This window comes from Rhodococcus sp. 06-470-2 (assembly GCF_002258235.1).
In the GTDB taxonomy this organism is placed as follows: domain Bacteria; phylum Actinomycetota; class Actinomycetes; order Mycobacteriales; family Mycobacteriaceae; genus Rhodococcoides.
Genome location: NZ_NOYB01000010.1, coordinates 83,430 through 101,195 on the forward strand (window position 1 = coordinate 83,430; position 17,766 = coordinate 101,195).

16 protein-coding genes are annotated in these 17,766 nt (G+C 65.9%); 7 read left to right on the forward strand and 9 right to left on the reverse strand.

What is annotated here, in order from left to right:
- From CH276_RS03750 to CH276_RS03780, 7 genes are all read right to left on the reverse strand, one after another.
- Complete coding sequence (locus CH276_RS03750) at positions 1–1,185, reverse strand: APC family permease (RefSeq protein WP_094630676.1); 1,185 nt, start codon at positions 1,183–1,185, stop codon at positions 1–3.
- A 115-nt stretch (positions 1,186–1,300) separates the two neighbouring features.
- Positions 1,301–2,398: a serine hydrolase domain-containing protein gene (locus CH276_RS03755; RefSeq protein WP_217901389.1), complete on the reverse strand. Its 1,098-nt coding sequence runs from the start codon at positions 2,396–2,398 to the stop codon at positions 1,301–1,303.
- 43 nt (positions 2,399–2,441) lie between these two features.
- Positions 2,442–3,758, reverse strand: coding sequence for a Na+/H+ antiporter NhaA (nhaA, locus tag CH276_RS03760; protein WP_094630560.1), 1,317 nt, complete (start codon positions 3,756–3,758; stop codon positions 2,442–2,444).
- Positions 3,759–3,908: 150 nt separating this feature from the next.
- On the reverse strand, positions 3,909–4,292 hold the full coding sequence (locus tag CH276_RS03765; RefSeq protein WP_176459091.1) for a DUF3054 domain-containing protein: 384 nt from the start codon (positions 4,290–4,292) through the stop codon (positions 3,909–3,911).
- Positions 4,293–4,439: 147 nt separating this feature from the next.
- Entirely contained in the window at positions 4,440–4,991 is a 552-nt protein-coding gene (locus CH276_RS03770) for a YceI family protein (RefSeq protein ID WP_094630559.1), read from the reverse strand.
- Between the two features lie 106 nt (positions 4,992–5,097).
- Complete coding sequence (locus tag CH276_RS03775) at positions 5,098–6,228, reverse strand: lysylphosphatidylglycerol synthase transmembrane domain-containing protein (protein WP_094630558.1); 1,131 nt, start codon at positions 6,226–6,228, stop codon at positions 5,098–5,100.
- A 9-nt stretch (positions 6,229–6,237) separates the two neighbouring features.
- Complete coding sequence (locus tag CH276_RS03780; protein ID WP_045200526.1) at positions 6,238–7,713, reverse strand: adenylate/guanylate cyclase domain-containing protein; 1,476 nt, start codon at positions 7,711–7,713, stop codon at positions 6,238–6,240.
- 142 nt (positions 7,714–7,855) lie between these two features.
- On the opposite strand from CH276_RS03780, the gene CH276_RS03785 reads away from it, so the two are divergent.
- The 4 genes from CH276_RS03785 to CH276_RS03800 are packed head-to-tail and all read left to right on the forward strand — an operon-like array spanning position 7,856 to position 11,135.
- Entirely contained in the window at positions 7,856–9,064 is a 1,209-nt protein-coding gene (locus CH276_RS03785) for an AI-2E family transporter (RefSeq protein ID WP_052683830.1), read from the forward strand.
- Positions 9,051–10,220: a MacS family sensor histidine kinase gene (macS, locus tag CH276_RS03790; protein ID WP_094630557.1), complete on the forward strand. Its 1,170-nt coding sequence runs from the start codon at positions 9,051–9,053 to the stop codon at positions 10,218–10,220. Before CH276_RS03785 ends, macS begins: the two co-directional genes overlap by 14 nt.
- The gene (locus CH276_RS03795) at positions 10,217–10,876 is read left to right on the forward strand and encodes a response regulator (protein WP_032397249.1); all 660 of its coding nucleotides are present in this window, start codon (positions 10,217–10,219) and stop codon (positions 10,874–10,876) included. Before macS ends, CH276_RS03795 begins: the two co-directional genes overlap by 4 nt.
- 37 nt (positions 10,877–10,913) lie before the next feature.
- Positions 10,914–11,135: a hypothetical protein gene (locus CH276_RS03800; RefSeq protein WP_032396663.1), complete on the forward strand. Its 222-nt coding sequence runs from the start codon at positions 10,914–10,916 to the stop codon at positions 11,133–11,135.
- A 2-nt stretch (positions 11,136–11,137) separates the two neighbouring features.
- Here CH276_RS03800 and CH276_RS03805 read toward each other — a convergent pair whose 3' ends face one another.
- Entirely contained in the window at positions 11,138–11,527 is a 390-nt protein-coding gene (locus CH276_RS03805; protein ID WP_032396662.1) for a hypothetical protein, read from the reverse strand.
- Positions 11,528–11,636: 109 nt separating this feature from the next.
- Between CH276_RS03805 and CH276_RS03810 the strand changes: the two genes are divergently transcribed.
- From CH276_RS03810 to CH276_RS03820, 3 genes are all read left to right on the forward strand, one after another.
- Positions 11,637–12,749 (forward strand): glycosyltransferase, encoded by a 1,113-nt coding sequence (locus tag CH276_RS03810; RefSeq protein WP_094630556.1) that lies wholly within the window; start codon positions 11,637–11,639, stop codon positions 12,747–12,749.
- Positions 12,750–12,770: 21 nt separating this feature from the next.
- Positions 12,771–13,421 carry a DUF1707 SHOCT-like domain-containing protein gene (locus CH276_RS03815; protein ID WP_094630555.1) on the forward strand — a complete coding sequence of 217 codons (651 nt, stop codon included), beginning with the start codon at positions 12,771–12,773 and terminating at the stop codon, positions 13,419–13,421.
- Between the two features lie 75 nt (positions 13,422–13,496).
- Positions 13,497–15,398, forward strand: coding sequence for a DUF2339 domain-containing protein (locus tag CH276_RS03820; protein WP_176459092.1), 1,902 nt, complete (start codon positions 13,497–13,499; stop codon positions 15,396–15,398).
- A 158-nt stretch (positions 15,399–15,556) separates the two neighbouring features.
- On the opposite strand, the gene CH276_RS03825 is transcribed toward CH276_RS03820, so the two are convergent.
- On the reverse strand, positions 15,557–17,710 hold the full coding sequence (locus CH276_RS03825; protein ID WP_094630554.1) for an MMPL family transporter: 2,154 nt from the start codon (positions 17,708–17,710) through the stop codon (positions 15,557–15,559).
- Positions 17,711–17,766: the final 56 nt, after the last annotated feature.

Genomic DNA, 17,766 nt, shown 5'->3' on the forward strand with positions numbered 1-17,766 from the left:
TCAAGTGAACAGTTGCCGAACCCGAAGAAGGCGGTACCCGACACCGAGCGCGACCACGACGGTTCCGACGACGATGGACGGCATCGGCAACGTGGCGATCAGCACCACGCATCCGATGCTGCCGATGACCTGGAGGGCGCGTGGGTAGCGTCGATGCTCGGCATCCTGGGTGAACGCGCTCAGATTGGCCACCAGGTAGTAGAGCAAGACCCCGAACGACGAGAAGCCGATGGCGTCACGCAGATCCACTGTCAGGACCAGCACGCAGACGATCACAGCCAGGGTGATCTCGGCGCGATGCGGCACCGAGTACCGCGGGTGGACTGCGGCCAGATACGACGGCAGGTCGCGGTGGCGGGCCATCGCCAGGGAGGTGCGTCCGATGCCGGCGATCAACGCGAGCAATGCCCCCAGCGCAGCCAGGCCGGCACCGATCCGCATCACCGGCGACGCCCACGAATGTCCCGACGCCACCGCGAGATCGACCAATGGGGCAGACGACGAGGCCAGGAGTTCGGGGCCGAGAACCGTCAACAACGTCACCGCAACGAGCGTGTAGACCAGCAATGCGATACCGAGCGCGGAGACGATGGCGCGTGGGATGGTCCGTTCGGGTCGGACGACCTCCTCGCCGAGGGTCGCGATGCGCGCATAGCCCGCGAAGGCGAAGAACAGCAGTCCCGCCGACTGCAGAATGCCGTACCACCCGTTCTCGGTGAGCGACCCGAGTCCGTCGACGGCGGGAACGGACGAGCCGGTGAGGCCGAGGACCACTGCGATGACGAGGACGGTGAGGACGGCGGTGACCAAGATCTTCGTCAGCACGGCCGTGCGGGTGATGCCGAAGCAGTTCACCGTGGTGAGCGCTGTGATGGCAAGTATCGCAACGAGTTCGGTGTAACCGGCAGGTGCGACATAGGCTGCGAATACCAAAGCCATGGCCGCCGAACTCGCGGTCTTACCGATCACGAACGTCCACCCGGCCGCAAAGCCCGGCCACTCGCCGAGCCGCTCACGGCCGTAAACGTACGTGCCGCCCGACGTCGGATACTGCGCGGCCAGCTGGGCCGAGGAGGTGGCGTTGCAGAATGCGACGACCGCAGCGACGGCCAAACCGATGAGCAGGCCCGCCCCTGCGACAGCCGATGCGGGAGCGAACGACGCGAACACCCCGGCCCCGACCATCGAACCGACACCGATGACGACGGCGTCGACAAGACCGAGGCGACGGGCCAGCGGCCGTGTCACGCCCGAAGCCGGTTCTCGCTCACGGCGACAACTGTAGGCGCTGCGAATCGACTCAGCGCAGTTCCTGGAACTCCGACAGCAGCGCGAAGGAGGCCTCGCACAATTCGGTCTGCGTCAGCAGGATGCCGATGGTCCCGTCCGGGTCGACGAAGAAGTCGGTGCCCTGCCCGCCGGACCAGCCGTACCGACCGAGATGGTCACCGTCGGTGACGACCGAGACGCCGAATCCCCACCCCGTTCCCGGCCAGAAGCCGGGGTAGAAACTCTCGTCGGTCTTGATCGACGCAGGCACCTGGTCGTGTGTCATGAGCTCCAGGTGCTCGGTCGACACCGACGTCTCGATCGCACGAAGGAAGCGGTGAAAATCGGTCGCCGTCGACACCAGCTCGCCGTGACTGACGTCGACAGGGGGCGGTCCCGCGTAGGGCCCGCCTGCGATGGGTTCGGTTTCGATCAACGACCCGTTCTCCAACCGGTAGGCCGCCGTCAGGCGGTGGCATCGGTCGGTCGGTACCCACAGCCCGGTGTCGGGCATCCCGAGTGGCGTGAACAGGTCGTCGCGGAGGTGGTCCTGCAGAGACCGGCCGACGATGCGAGAGACGAGGATGCCGAGGATCGCGAAGCCGTGGTGGTAGCGCCACCCGGTACCGGGCTGGAACGCCAGAGGAAGTTCGGTCATGCGTGCCAACCACTCGTCCGCGCCGAGCGGAGACGGCGCGGGGCCTGCTTCGGTGTCGTTGTCCCTCATGGCACGGGCCAGCGGGGTGTCTCCCATCTGAATTCCGTACCCACTGGTGTTGGTCAGCAAGTGCCGCAACGTGATCGGTCCCTCTCGAGCGACGGTGTCGTCGAGTGCAGCGTCGGGGCGGGTGAGCACCGGCAGGCCGGCGAGTTCGGGAAGCCAGGGCACGACATCGTCGTCCAGCGTCAGTCGGCCCGCCTCCACGAGGCGCAGGGCGGCCACGCTGGTGACGATCTTGGTCATCGACTGGATCCGGACGATGGCGTCGACTGCCATCGGTGGGCCGCCGACCGCCGATGACCCGACCGCGACGGGTTCTGCATCAGGGCCACCCAGTAACGCTGTTGCCCCCGGCATCAGCCCGTCCTCGATGTGCCGGGTCAACAGCTCTCGCACGGTTCCGCTCACGGAACTCATCGTGTCACCGGAGCGGTCGGGATTCCAACGGTCGCTACTTCCGGTTCTGGTACACGTCCGGGATGCCGTCGTGGTCGTCGTCGCGGGTTTCTTCGATGTGGAAGTCCCGGTAGGCCTTGTTGCGGCTGCGCAGGATGATGGCGGCCAACGATGCCGCGATGATCGAACCGGTCAGGACGCCGACCTTGACGTGGTCGTCGCGCTCGGTTCCTTCGCCGAACGCGAGGTCGCCGATGAGCAGCGAGACGGTGAATCCGATACCCGCGAGCATCGCGACACCGAGAACGTCGAGCCACTTCAGTCCGGCGTCCAACGTGGCCCGAGTGAACCGAGAGACGAGGTACGTGGTGCCGAAGATGCCGATGGCCTTGCCGATGACGAGGCCGGCGATGATGCCGATGGCGATCGGATCGGTCAGCGCGCTGGCCAGGCCGGAGAATCCGCCGACGGTCACACCGGCCGCACAGAATGCGAACAGGGGAACCGCGATGCCCGCGGAGATGGGCCGGATCTTGTGCTCGAAGTGTTCGGCGAGGCCGGGGCCTGCTTCGGGGCCGCCGTTGGCCTTGCTGCGCATGACCGGAACGGCGAAGCCGAGGAGGACGCCCGCGACGGTGGCGTGAACGCCGGACTCGTGCATCAGAACCCAGGTCACGACAGCCAGTGGGATCAGGATCCACCAGGAGCGAACGCGCATCTGTACGGCCACGGCGAACAGCGCGAGCGGAATCAGTGTCAGGCCGAGCGCGACGAAGTTGATGTCGTCGGTGTAGAAGATTGCGATGACGCTGACGGCCAGCAGGTCGTCGACCACGGCCAGAGTCAGCAGAAAGGTTCGCAATGCAGTCGGCAGGTGGGTGCTGATCACGGCGAGAACGGCGACGGCGAACGCGATGTCGGTTGCCGTCGGGATGGCCCAGCCGAGCAGAGCTCCGTCTCCGGTGCCGAGGTTGATCAGGACGAAAATGACTGCAGGAACTGCCATTCCGCCGACCGCCGCGGCCACCGGTAACGCGGCGCGTGCCGGATCACGCAGGTCACCCGCGACGAATTCTCGCTTGAGCTCGAGTCCGACGACGAAGAAGAAGATGGCCAGCAGCCCGTCCGCGGCCCACGTCGAGAGCGTCAGATCGAGATGGAGCGCCGAGGGGCCGACCCGGGTGCTCATCAGCGAGTCGTATGCCGCGGACCAGGGTGAGTTGGCCCAGATCAGTGCGACGAGGGTGGCGACGAGAAGCAGTGCTCCACCGACGGTCTCCTTGCGAAGGATCTGCGCGACGCGGTCGGCCTCGGACCAGGAGCCGCGGGAGAACAGCGGCAATCGTGTGGGTGGAGTCGACGAATCTGTCACGGTGAGAACGCCTTTCGGTAGCTTCGTTGAGCTGCGAACCGACCGAATGTCAGGCAGTGGGTACGCAGCACAGAGTTGTTGCCGACCAGACTTCCCGGCGCACCGTGGATCATCCTATCGCGCCGAGGCCGTTCTCGACGAACTCTGCAGTCAACGAACGCTCGGCACGAACTTCGCCAGCGCTCGCCAACCCAGCAGCAGAACTGCGGTGGACAGCGTTGCGACGACGATGAACGATCCGGCTGTTCCCTGCCCGGTCACCGCACGCAGCACCATGCCCACCGCGACCGTCATCACCCACACGACGATGCCCGTCGGGACGATGAGGAAAGCGTCGAACTTGTTGCGGTACAAGGCGAACGCGATGATCCAGCCGATGGCGGCACCGACGACGAACGGCCAGGCGGTGTGGAACAGGCCGGACAGTGCGGTGGCTTCGGCGTGACTGCGCCGACCGATCGCGGCGAACAGCACGACCATGAGCAGGTCGATGACGGCAGCAACTACTGGGGAACGAAACTTCACGCGCACCACTGTAGACACCGACAGCGAACGGCCCGCACCGACGAATGCGGTGCGGGCCGTTCGGGGGACCACTCGGTGCGGATCGATGTGGGTGTCAGTCGCGTGGACTGCAACGAAGTCGCATTGATCCGGAAGAGGCTGCGAAGCGAGGCGGACTTACGCCTGCAGTCCGGCCTCGATTTCGAGGTTCAGCGTGATCTTGTCGCCGACGACAGCGCCACCGCCTTCGAGGGGCATGTCGATGCTGATGCCGAAGTCCTTGCGGTTGATGACGGTGCTGGCCTCGAAGCCGGCGACCGGTCCGTTGCCCATGCCTGCGTTGACGCCGTTGAACTCGAGCTTGAGATCGATGGAGTTGGTGACGCCGTGGAGGGTGAAGTCGCCCGTGACGACGAAGTCTCCGCCGTCGGCCTTGACCGAGGTGGACTTGAACGTCGCGTTGGGGAACTTCTCGACCTCGAAGAAGTCGGCGGTCTTGAGGTGGCCGTCGCGCTGCTCGTTGTCGGTGGTGATGGACGCGACGTCGATTTCGGCGTCGACCGACGGCGTGCCGTCCTCGGCAACGGTGATGGTGCCGCTGAAGTTCTGGAAACGGCCACGGACCTTGCTGACCACCAGGTGGCGGACGGTGAATCCGACGGTGGAGTGCGCCGGGTCGATGACCCAGGTGCCTGCGGTGAGCTCGGGAAGTGCGATCGCGGTGGTCATGGGGACTCCTAGGGGTTGAAGTTTCAATGCTGATAGTACACAAGCGGACCAGGGTCCGTATATATTCCGAGTGAACAGAAGGTGACGGACAACACAGCTCGTGACGCTACGCGGTCTCCGGATCGCCCTTGGCGTCGCGGATGTCCTCGGTACGTCGCAGCTCGGCGGTCTCCTGCTGCTCGAGTGCGATGTCGAACTCGAGATCGGCGTGCTGGTGCTTGCGGAACAGCACGAGAAACACGATCCACCCGACGATGGCGACGAGGATGAAACTCACGCCGCGGTACACCAGGGCCGAGGCGACGGCCTGCGATGCGCTGATCGAGGCAGCGCTGGTGAGGAACGCGATGAGGGTGGCGTCGACGACGACGAGGCCACCGGGTGCGAGGGGAACGGATCCGACGGCTTTGCCCGCGGCGAAAGCGATGAGCAAACCGGACAGTCGCGGATCTGCGCCGACGGCGAAGCACGCGAACGCCAGGCAGGCGACGTCGCCGAGTCGATGCACGGCCGACCACGAGAGGGTGAGCGCCCCGTCGCGTTTGCCGAGCTGAACGGACTGGATCTGGCCGATGATCTTGTCGATCCCCTCGGCACCCGCGTCGAGTTCGTGGTTGCGGACCGCGTTGTATCTCCGCAGTCCCCAGCGCGCGACGGTCTTGATCGACTCGGGGTGATCGGAGATGTAGCGAACGGCGGCGACGATGGCGATGACGCCTGCGATCGGAAGCACCACGGTGAACGTGTTGAACGAGCTGCCGACCACCAGTCCGCCCGCAACGCCGAGCACGGCCAGTCCTGCCGCGGCGATGACGCCGGAGATCGCCAACTGCCAGGACGCAACGACCGGGCTCGCTCCCCAGCGGCGTGTCTCGCGATAGGTGAACGCCGTGGAGAACACCTGGCCTGCGGGCAGGGTGAGCGCCATCGCGGTACTGCCGTAGATGACCGCCACGGATTTGCGCTGACGCACCTTCACTCCGCCTGCGTCGAGCAACTGCTTCTGCACCCTGCCGAAAGCGCTCAGCGACACCGCTTGGGCGACTATGCAGGCTGCCAGCCAACCCCAGTGGATCTCGCGGACGGCTGTCCAGGATTCGTGCAGCCGCGGCCACAGGTAGATCGCCTCGCCGACCAGGAGCGCCACCAGGGCGATTCCGGCGATCCACTTGACCCACCGCAGTCGGTTTCGCGGACGCCGCACTGCGGGTCCGCGGGTGGAGCTGGGGTCGGGCACCCTGTCAGACTAACTGTCGCGCGAGGAGGAATCGGGATAGTCCACCGGCCAGGCCAGGTGGGTGGCCCGTCGTCGACCACGCAGTTGCACCTGGTCTCCCAGCTCCCACTGTTCCTGTTCCTCGTCGTCGGCGAAGTACAGGGCCGAGGTCGACGCCAGGACGCGTCCGGGACGCAGTTTGGCGAGCTCGGTGAGTCGCGAGGCCTCGTTGACCGGGTCTCCGATGACCGTGTACTCGAAGCGCTCCGACGCACCGATGTTTCCGGCGACGGCCAGACCCGCGGATACACCGATGCCGATGTCGAGGCCGGTGATCTCGTCGAGCGCGAATCTCAGTTCGCGCGCGGCGGCGAGCGCGGCGGTCGGGGCGTCGGGACGATCGAGTGGGGCACCGAAGATCGCGAGGGCCGCGTCGCCCATGAATTTGTTGACGAAGCCGTGATGACGTCCCACGACGTCTACGACCACTCGGAAGAACTCGTTGAGCAGCACCACGACCTCGCCCGGTGGGCGCTCGGAGGCGGTGGCCGTGGAGCCGACCATGTCGACGAACAGCACTGCGACGAATCGTGTCTCACCGCCGAGTTCGGTTCCGAACTGCAATGCCCGACGCGCCACGTCCTCACCGACGTGTTGGCCGAACAGCTCTCGCAGGACGCGTCGTTCGGCCGATTCCTCCATCATTCGGTTGAAGCCCACCTGTAGGCGTCCGATCTCGGAGCCGTCGAACACGTCGACCTCGACGTCGGTCTCGCCGCGCTGAACGCGCTCGATAGCGCGGTGCAGCTGGCTGATCGGGTCGGAGATCTGGCTCGCGGTGAGCATCGAGAGCACGAACGCCTGCACGATCGCCAGCACGCTGAGCAGGATTATGGCCACCGCGAGCGCGTTGGGAGAGAACACCAGATCGGTGGTGATCTGCGTGGCGCACAGCAGGATGATGCCGATGACGGGCATCAAGGTGCCCAGTCCCCACGTCATGGCCATGCGGGTGCCGACGCCGGGCGTCATGGTGCGGTCGAATCGGCCCTCGCTCAACGCCAGTGCTGCGACCGGTCGCAGGATCCGTTCGCCGAGCATGTACGTGAATCCGAACGTCACGGTGGCGGCCATACCGACGGTAACGATGACGGCGATGGACAGCGACGGCATCTCCGCGATGGTCAGCAGCACGAAGATGATGCCGCCGATGATCCAGAGGATGAGGTGCACGATCGCCTGACGCAACGGCGCGTGCAGCGTCGTCATCTGTTCCTTGCGGGTGGGTGGGCCGCCGCGGAGCTGCCACCTGATCACCGACCGCAGGAGGAAGTACGCATAGATCAGGCTGACGACCAGGGCCACCAGTAGGTACGCCCCGAAGATGTACACGTTGCGCACGCGGTCGGCGACGATCGATTGCGATTCGGGGATGGGCAGGCCGTATCGCACGAAGGCGAACACGAGGACCGCGCCGAAGACGTTGGCGATGAGCATCGAGAGCATATAGAGCGGCCAGCGACTCTTCAGGGTGAGCGAGACCGCTCGGAAAGATGCCAGCACGGGTTAAATTTAGCGGGTGAGCACCGACGAGTTGCGGGCGCAAGGTACGGGGGCGTCCCCGGGCCCCACTTCGGCTGCGGATTCGGTGCATCCGCTGGTGCGGGTCGGCGCGGAATGGACGTGGCGACTGCTTGTCCTGTTTGCCGGATTCATCACGTTCTGCCTGGTGGTGGCCAAGCTCAGCACCGTCGTCATTCCGTTGGGCCTGGCGCTCCTGGCGTCGGCGATGCTCGTTCCCGTCGTCGATTGGATGCACCGACGCGGAGTGCCACGTGCCGTCGCGGTGATCGTCGTGATCATCGCCAGCATCGGCGTAGTCGCCGGGATCATGACCTTCATCGTCGAGCAGTTCATCGAAGGCCTGCCGCAGGTGGGTGACCAGTTCACCCAGTCCATCAACGGCATCGAAGAATGGCTCAGCAACGGTCCCTTGCACATCAGCGAGGATCAGATCAGGCAGGCCACCGACAGCCTCGTCAAGGTCATTCAGGACAATCAGGAAGCCGTTACGAGCGGAGCCCTGACGACCGCAGCGGTGATCGGTGAAATTCTCACCGGCGCACTGCTGACACTGTTCACCCTCATCTTCTTCCTGTACGGCGGCGATCAGATCTGGCAGTTCGTCACCCGACTGGCGCCGACCGCGGCCCGCAGAAGAATCCGCACCGCCGGCATCCAGGGCTTCGGGTCCCTGGTGGGATACGTCAGGGCGACGGTTGCCGTCGCAGCCGCCGATGCCGTCGGGATCGGTGCCGGTCTGGCCATTCTCGGTGTGCCACTGGCGCTTCCATTGGCCTCGTTGGTGTTCATCGGAGCATTCATCCCCATCATCGGTGCGGTGCTGACCGGATTCGTCGCGGTGTTCATCGCACTGGTCACCAAGGGCCTGATCACCGCGGTGATCACCCTCGGCATAGTGGTGGCCGTCATGCAGCTCGAAGGCCATGTGCTGCAACCACTCCTGCTGGGCCGCGCCGTGCGACTGCACCCGTTGGCGGTGGTCCTGTCCATCACCGTCGGCATTCTGCTCGCGGGCATCGTCGGAGGCCTGCTGGCGGTGCCGATCGTCGCCGTCCTCAACACCGCCGTGCGGTCGCTGCTCGCCGACGACCCGGACGAGGTCTACGAGGAACTCGAGGTGCCCGACCCGCTGTATTCCGCCGAGCCGAGCAATCCGGACACTCCGCCCGGAAGCGACGTGCCTGAGCGGCTTGCCAAGGGAGAGTTGACGACCCCGGATACCGAGGCTGCCGATACCGAGACAGCAGGTCCGAAGACCGATGCGGACGGCTGACCGGGTACGGACCACGCTCACCTCGTCCGATCCCGACACCCCGCTCTGGCGGGCCTCGCAGGCTTTCCGGCTGATCACACTGGTCTACGCGATCAGTTATCAGGCCGCGACCGTGGACAATTACACCAACCCGCGGCTGAGCTGGTTCCTCGTCGCTCTGATGGCCGTGTGGTCCGGGGCATCGGCGCTGATGCTCGCACGCGCATCACTGCCACGCTGGCAGGTGGTGCTCGCCGATCAGGTCATCGTCATCGCGCTGATGGCGTCGACGAGGTTGGTGGCCGATTACGATTGGTACAGCACCCGCCAAACTCTGCCGACCACGCTGTGGGCCACCAACGCCGTCATCTCTGCCGCAATCTTGTTGGGCCCCAAGGGCGGAATTGCATCGGGGGTGGCGATGTCGGTGGTCAGCGCACTCGTCCGCGACCGCTTCGACTCCGATCTCTGGTCCGATGCCACCGCCCCGGTCCTGCTCTCGGCCGGACTGGCACTGGGACTGGCGTCGAACACCGCCAGGCGCGCCCACGAAGAATTGCGCCGCGCAGCACTATCGGCCGCGATCACCGAGGAGCGAGAGCGGCTGGCCCGGCAGGTGCACGACGGAGTGCTGCAGGTCCTGGCCCTGGTACGACGGCGTGGTCTCGAAATAGGCGGGCCGGCAGCCGAACTCGCCGAGCTGGCCGGCGAGCAGGAAGTGGCTCTGCGTGTGCTGATCTCGGAACAGGCAGCTCCTCGGGACGACCATACCGGCTCGATCGTCGACGTCAGGGCGCTGCTGCGAACTCAGGCGGGCACATCGATCTCGGTCTCGACGCCCGCCGATCCCGTGCTGGTCGAATCCGACGTCGCCGAGGAACTCGCCGCCGTCGTGGCCACCGCACTGTCCAACGTCGAACTCCACGCGGGAGCCGATGCGAAGGCCTACGTGTTGCTCGAGGACGTCGACGGGGAATTGATCGTCAGTATCCGCGACGACGGCCGCGGAATCCCTGCCGGACGGCTCGCCGCCGCCGAGGCCGAAGGTCGGATGGGCGTCTCGAAATCGATCCTCGGCCGCGTCGAATCTCTCGGCGGTACTGCGATACTCGACACCGACGAGGGTGAGGGAACCGAATGGGAGATCCGCATTCCGCGAGCGAAGGGACCGGAATGACAGAGGAAGCGAATGCCGACATCGCGGTGATGGTCGTCGACGACCACCCGATGTGGCGCGACGGTGTCGCCCGGGATCTCGAGGCCGCCGGATTCCGGGTAGTCGCCACCGCGGACGGCGTTGCCGCTGCGGGGCGCCGCGCCCGAGCGACCACACCCGATGTGGTGCTGATGGACATGCATCTGCCCGACGGCAACGGAGCCGATGCCACCGTCGCCGTCCTGGACGCCTCGCCCGAGACCAAGATCCTGGTGCTCTCGGCCTCCGCCGAACGCAGCGACGTGCTCGACGCGATCAAGGCGGGTGCGACCGGTTACCTGGTCAAGAGCGCATCGGCCGAAGAACTGTTCGACGCGGTCCGTGCCACGTCGGCCGGGCAGGCGGTGTTCACTCCCGGCCTCGCGGGCCTGGTACTCGGAGAGTTCCGGCGGATGTCGTCCTCGCCCGAGCCTGCATCCGACACTCGCCCGACGCTGACCGACCGCGAGACCGAAGTACTGCGCCTGGTCGCAAAAGGATTGAGCGCCAAGCAGATTGCGACCCGACTGACGCTCAGCCATCGCACCGTCGAGAATCACGTCCAGGCGACCTTGCGAAAACTGCAGCTGGCCAACCGCGTCGAACTGACCCGATACGTCATCGAAAAAGGGCTGTGAGGGTTTGCGTCGGTAGCCGAGGGGCACTCTGCATTCCATGACCGACAACGAAAATGCAGTGGACACCACCGTCGACCCGGCGAAGCACTCGAAGGGGGTCGACGCCGATCTCGATCAGACCGGTGCCGAGCGCGACGAGGCGATCGACGAGTTCGACGGCCACCTGGACGGGTCGGGCGAGGAGTCCTCGCTACCGACGCCCGAGCCGACCGACGTGGCCGACAAGTCCGAGGAGAAGACCGTCACACGGTCCGAGTAGCGCTACGGACTGCACAACCTGCCGAGCGCGAACTTGGCGATCGGCACGTACGGCAGAACCAGTGGCAGTGGGCCGTCGATCGTCAGCCACGCCCTGGTCCCGTTGGGTCGTGAGACGACGCCGTGCGTCAGGTCGACCCCGATGGCCTGATTCTGGAACCAGGCCGACCATGCCCACGTCCACGATCGCTCGTCGACCGAATGCACCCGGAAGTCGATCGGCAGCCCGAGCGGCCCCAGCACTCGGCCGGTGGTGTCGGCGTCCAGGCGCTCACCGCGGTACTCGACGCCGATGATCTGTGGAGCCCAGGTCTTCCAGGCCGTCGGTTCCATGTAGCGTTCCCAGACCTCGGGGGCGGGGGCGTTACCGGTCGATTGCAGAGTCACTCGCATCTGCCTCACCTACCCGTTGGTAGCGATCCCCACACAGAATTACGTGAGGGTTCGGCCACTGTCCATCACCGCGCCGTCGGGCGGACTCTCGGCTGGGGAGACTGGTCGGGTGCGCGTCGTGCAGGTGGCCAACTTCTACGGACCGAGGTCCGGCGGCTTGCGGACGGCCGTCGACCAGCTCGGATCGGGGTACGTGGCCGGCGGCCACGAGGTGACTCTGATCGTGCCGGGCGAGCGACGGAGTGAGACGCTGCTCCCGTCGGGAGTGGTGCGCATCGAGGTGCCGGCACCGCGGATTCCGCTCACCGGTGGGTATCGGGTGGCCGACCCGCGCCGAGTGTCCTCGGTGGCGGCCGGATTGCGGCCCGACGTGATCGAGGTATCGGACCGACTGACACTGCGCGGCATGGGTGCCTGGGCCGCGCGCCGAGACGTGCGCAGCGTGATGATCTCTCACGAACGTCTGGACCGTCTGCTCGCGCAGACGATGCCGATGCGCTGTGCTCGCCCCATCGCGGACCTGGCCAATCGGCGTACGGCCGAGCAGTACGACGCCGTCGTGTGCACCACGGAGTTCGCGCAGCAGGAATTCGAGCGCATCGGAGTGCGCAACGTGCACCGAGTGCCGCTCGGCGTGGACCTCGACCTGTTCCATCCGCGGCGTCGGCACGTGGGCAACCGGTCGGCTTGGTTGGGCGACGCCGATCGCCTGCTGGTGCACTGCGGCCGGCTGTCGGTGGAGAAGCACGTCGAGAGAAGTATCGATTCGCTTGCTGCGCTGTGTGATTCGGGAATGCGGGCGCGGCTGATCATCGCCGGCGACGGCCCCCGTCGAGCCGGCCTCGAACGACGTGCCCGCGGCCTACCCGTCGACTTCCTCGGCTTCGTCGACGGCAGAGCGGCCGTCGCAGCCCTGCTGGCCTCTGCGGACATCGCTCTCGCACCGGGACCACACGAGACGTTCGGCCTCGCTGCCTTGGAATCGCTCGCCGCAGGCACCCCCGTCGTCGTCTCCGAGACCTCGGCGTTGGCGCAGATCGTCACCCCACACTGCGGCGGATCCTCCGAGAACACCGCAGACGGATTCGCCGCCGAGATCGAACGAGTACTCGAACTACCGGTCGACGGCCGCCGCATCGCCGCCAGGTTGCGCGCCGAACAGTTCGGATGGCCGGCGTCGGTGTCCGGAATGCTCTCCGTTCTCGGCGGTCGCGCAGCCTGAGATCTTCGCTACCCTGAACCCATGGAGGCGAGGGATCTGAGAGTGTCCGATGCCGAACGCGAACACGTCGGGCAGCTGCTGCAGCGCGCGGTGGGCCAGGGCATGTTGTCGCTCGGTGAGTTCACCGAGCGAATGGACACCGCATTGGCGTCGAAGACCCGCGGTGAACTGAACTCGGTACTCGCCGACCTGCCCGGAATGCAGATCGCCGAGGAACATCGCCCGGCACCGAAGCCCTTTCCCGCGCCCACCCCGCAACCGACGACGCGCCGCGTCGTTCACGAGCATTGGGGACACGGCAGCGGCGCGTCGGACACACTGCGCGGCACCATGTCCACCATCACCCGCAAGGGACCGTGGAACGTGCCGCCGAGCATGCGCGTCTCCACCCGCATGTCGACGGTGACACTCGACTTCACCCAGGCGGTCATGTCCACGCAGGTGGTCGAGATTCACGTCGACGACTACTGCAGCACCGTGACACTGATCGTGCCCACCGAAGCGACAGTCGATCTCAACCGCGTCGAGACGGTGGCGGGTAGCGCCACCAACAAGGTCCGCACCGGGCCTCCGTACGGGCCGCTGCATCTCGTGGTCTCGGGCAAGGTTCGCTTGGGTTCGGTGACCGCCAAGCATCCCTTCGGTAGCTCGATCCGTCGTATGTTCGGCTAGCGAGGCGCTTCTACTCGAGCAATCCGAGTAGCACTACTCACGCTTTCCGGCCGCCACGGTCGCAGGATCTAACCCATGACTTCTCCCCAGAGCTCCGGGCTGGATCCGCAACTCGTCGCGCGACTGTCCAGCCGCTTCGATTCATTGGGCGACCACATGCGCCAGGTGGCCGTCGACCTGCAGAACCTGCAGTCCCAGCTCGGTGCCACAACGGCTCCCGCTCCCACGCGGCAGGCGTCGGCACCGGCAGCTCCTGCCGTTGCGCCTCCGGTGGCGTCACCACCGCTGCCTCCGCAGCCCTACGGTCAGCCGTTCGGCCACATCGTCCGTCAGCCGGTGGGGCAGCAGGCAGCTCGGCCCCAGCCCACCATGACCTACCCCGCACCACCCAGTGGACCGGTCGTCGCGCCTCGCCCGCCGGCTCCGCCGCGCGAACCGTGGTGGCAGCGTGACGGTGTCATCAGTCGTCTGCTGGCTGTCGCAGGCGCAGGCGTCACCCTCGTCGGTGTCGTGATGCTGCTCGTCCTCGCCGCACAGGCCGGGTGGTTCGGCCCTACGCTGCGGGTCGCCGCGGGCGCAGTGTTCTCACTCGCGCTGATCGGTGCAGGTGTCCGAGTGTTCGGCCGCTCCGGCGGACGCATCGGCGGAATAGCCCTCGCCGCCACCGGCATCGCGGGCCTGTACCTCGATGTACTCGCGACGTCCGTCCTGTACGGCTGGCTCGATCCCGTACTCGGGCTGATCACCGCATTCGGAATTGCCGCAGCCGGAACGGCACTCGCAGTGCAGTGGACGTCGCAGCCGATGGCGGTGCTGATTCTCGCCGGTGTCGCGGTGTGTGGACCGGTGCTGACCGACGGCCTCACCCTGACCCTGATCGCATTCCTCATCGCCACGTACGTCGCCAGCTTTCCGGCTCAGATCGGCCGCAATTGGCCACTCCTGCAGGTCGTTCGGACCGTACCCCTCGTCGGTGCGGTGCTGGCTGCCATCGCGAGTGTCGATCTGTCCGGATCCACCGGCGACCTCTGGCTGCTCCTGGCCGTCGTGTCGGTGGCCGTCTTCGGGATCGGAACCTCACTGGAGTTGCTGCGCCGCAACGTCTCCGATGTGGTCGCCACCGTCATGATCGCTCTCGCGTCTGTGCCGGTGCTGGTCTCTGCCGACGTTTTCGATCGCGCCGCGACCGTCTCTGTCCAACTGGTTCTTGCTGCTGCAGCCGTGGCGATCGTAATTCTGGTGAGGTGGTTGCCAGGGCACGCTCGCATCGCCGTCGCGGTGATCGGAGCGCTGGCGACGCTGCAGGCCGCAGTCGAGTCGACGACCCTCGAGATTCGCCCGGTGGTGCTGTTCGCCGTCGCGTCGGCACTGATCGCGGTGGCCCACAGCACCCGCTCGACACTCGCATACTCGATCGGCAGCGGATTCGGCGTGATCGGCGCACTGATGTTCGTCTCGGTCAGTCCGCCGCAGGCGCTGCTGGACTCCGATCACGCAGTGGGCAGCGTCGGTATCGCCCTGGGCGGAATCCTGCTCGCTGCAACGGCATTCGCCTTCGCGTACGTGCTGGCCGAACTGAAACCGGTCGACGACGGGCTGCGGACCCTTGCCATCGTCTCCGGCGTACTCGCGCTGTACGGCCTGACGGCGGCAACGGTGACCCTCGGCATCGGAATCGGTGGCGAAACAACGGGATTCACTGCAGGCCACACCGCGGCGACCATCGAGTGGATGATCGCAGCCTTCGCACTCCTGGCATTCGGGCTGCGCAGTGTCACCCACGCGCATCTGGCACTGCTGGCCGGACTGTCCTTGACCGCGGCGGCCATCGCAAAACTGTTCCTGTTCGACCTCGTCGCCCTGGACGGACTGTTCCGAGTCATCGCCTTCATCGCAGTGGGACTACTGCTGCTGATCGCGGGCACCCGTTACGCGAAGGTTTTCGCGGACCGAGAGAGTGCGGCAGTGTCTTCCTGACCTCCCCACACCGCGTGAATGGACCATTGCATACGTCTGAGGAGTGCAGTGGTCCATTCACGCGTCCGACCCGAGCCCGGCCACACCGCATCAATGGACCATTGCATACGTCTCGGCGGTGCAGTGGTCCATTGACGCGTTGTGGGGGCGGCGGCGCGTCAGTCGTCTTTCGGAGCCGTTTCGCCCAGTCCGAGTCTGCGTTGCATGCGCTTCATGCCCGCCGGTGCCCACCAGCTTGCGTCGCCGAGCAATTTCATCGTCGCGGGCACCAGGAACATGCGAATGACGGTGGCGTCGATGATGAGGGCAGCGATCATGCCGTACGCGATGTACTTCATCATCACCAGATCCGAGAACGCGAACGCTCCGGTGACGACGATGAGGATCAATGCTGCCGCGGTGATGATGCGGCCGGTGTGCGAAGTGCCGATATGGATGGCTTCGCTTGTGCTGGAACCATTTTCACGTGCCTCGACCATACGAGAGAGTAGGAACACCTCGTAGTCGGTGGACAGCCCGAACACGATGGCTGCGATCAACAGCAGAATCATCGCCATGATCGGCCCGGGCGTGAAATTCAGCCACGCCGCGCCGTGGCCGTCGATGAAGATCCACGTCAGAATGCCCATCGTGGCACCGAGCCCGAGGGTCGTCATCAGCACCGCCTTGATCGGCAACACCAAGGATCCGAACGTCAGGAACATCAGTACGGTCACGACGATGACGACCAGCACCGCCATCAGGGGTAGACGATCGACCAGCGCATCGATCGAATCCCGTTCGATCGCAGGCGTTCCCGTCACCTCCATCGAGGTGCCCTCGGGAGTGTCGATGCTGCGCAGGAACTCGATGGCGGGCGCTGCGTCGTTGCGATCGACGAGTCCGGCCTTGAAGACGATGATCCCGTCCTTGCTGGCACCGACCGGGGTGAACTGCTCGACCAGGCCCGGTGCGTTGTTCGCCTGGGTGGTGATGGCGGCCAGGTTCGACCCCTGGGCGTTCTGGATGACCAATTCGATCGGCTCGGTGCGCTGGCCGGGGAACAGTTCGTCGAACCGTTCCTGCGCCACCCGCGTCGGATTGTCCGGTGGCAGATACGTCTCGTTGATGCCGCCGAACGCGAGGTTCCCGATCGGAAGCGTCAACGCCAGCAGCCCGAGCACGATGGTGACGACCACCTTGATGGGGTTGCGCATCACCCAGGTGGTGAGCTTGCCCCACATCCCGTTCTCGATTTCCTCCGACGACTTGGTCTTGCGCATGAACGCCAGGCCGAGGGCATCGACGCGTGGGCCGAGAATCGACAGAATGGCCGGCAGGATGGTGATCGCGTTCAGTGCCGCGAGAGCGACCGTCGCGATCGAACCCAGGGCGACCGACCGCAGGAACCCGTGCGGAAACAGCAACAGACCACCGAGGCACGCGACGATGATGGTCGCCGAGAACGCCACCGTCCGACCGGCCGTCATGACCGATCGACGGACGGCATCAGGCGTCGACCGGCCGTCGCCCAGTTCCTCTCGGAAACGCGACACGATGAACAGTCCGTAATCGATCGCCAAGCCGAGTCCGACCAGCGACACCACCGGTGCAACGAAGGTGTTCACGTCGGTGACGTGGGTGAACAGCTTCACGATGCCGTTGGCGCCGACGACGGTCAGCGCGCCGACGATGAGCGGCAGCGCAGCGGCCACGACGCCGCCGAACACGAAGAACAGCAGCACTGCCACCGCCGGGATGGCAAGGATTTCCATTCGATGGATGTCGTCGGTCATCGTCGACTGCAGGGCGGCCGCCACGGCCTGTTGGCCGGCGACCTGTACGTCGACGCCGTCGATGTAGAACGCGTTCTGGACGGCCTGGAAGTTCTCGGTCAGCTCGGTGTCGTCGGTACCGACGATGGCGATGCTCGCGATGGCGTGCTGCTTGTCGGTGGTTCCGAGCGCCGCCAGCACCGGGGCCTCGGCAGTTCGGAAGTAGCTGGCGTTGATCTTCGCGATGCGGTCCGGGTGATCGGCCACCAGCGAATCGAGACTGCCGACGACCGCAGCGTCGAACGCCGGGTCGTCGATGGTCGACCCCTCCGGAGCGGTGTACAGGACGATCACATCGCCCTCGGTGTTACGGCCGAACGTCGCCTCGGCAAGGTTGTTCGCAGCCGCGGATTGCGACGTCGGATCGTCGAAGCCGCTCTGGCTCAAGTGGTCGGTGAGATCCCAGCCGTACGCGGCCAGGAGCGACAGCCCGGCCACCATGACACCGAGAACGGTGTACCGGAGTCGGTGGACGAACTTTCCCCATCGAACGAACACGTGTGTACTCCCCCTGGATGCACGCGACTACCGCCGCCACGTGAGTGAACCTCGGC

What these genes read in the sequence shown, in the direction of transcription:
- CH276_RS03815 (WP_094630555.1), top strand. Translation starts at nt 12,771, where the DNA reads ATGGAGGCGAGGGATCTGAGAGTGTCCGATGCCGAACGCGAACACGTC.
- CH276_RS03780 (WP_045200526.1), bottom strand. Translation starts at nt 7,713, where the DNA reads ATGCTCTCGATGCTCATCGCCAACGTCTTCGGCGCGGTCCTCGTGTTC.
- CH276_RS03800 (WP_032396663.1), top strand. Translation starts at nt 10,914, where the DNA reads ATGACCGACAACGAAAATGCAGTGGACACCACCGTCGACCCGGCGAAG.
- CH276_RS03795 (WP_032397249.1), top strand. Translation starts at nt 10,217, where the DNA reads ATGACAGAGGAAGCGAATGCCGACATCGCGGTGATGGTCGTCGACGAC.
- macS (WP_094630557.1), top strand. Translation starts at nt 9,051, where the DNA reads ATGCGGACGGCTGACCGGGTACGGACCACGCTCACCTCGTCCGATCCC.
- CH276_RS03820 (WP_176459092.1), top strand. Translation starts at nt 13,497, where the DNA reads ATGACTTCTCCCCAGAGCTCCGGGCTGGATCCGCAACTCGTCGCGCGA.
- CH276_RS03750 (WP_094630676.1), bottom strand. Translation starts at nt 1,185, where the DNA reads ATGGTCGGGGCCGGGGTGTTCGCGTCGTTCGCTCCCGCATCGGCTGTC.
- CH276_RS03770 (WP_094630559.1), bottom strand. Translation starts at nt 4,991, where the DNA reads ATGACCACCGCGATCGCACTTCCCGAGCTCACCGCAGGCACCTGGGTC.
- CH276_RS03805 (WP_032396662.1), bottom strand. Translation starts at nt 11,527, where the DNA reads ATGCGAGTGACTCTGCAATCGACCGGTAACGCCCCCGCCCCCGAGGTC.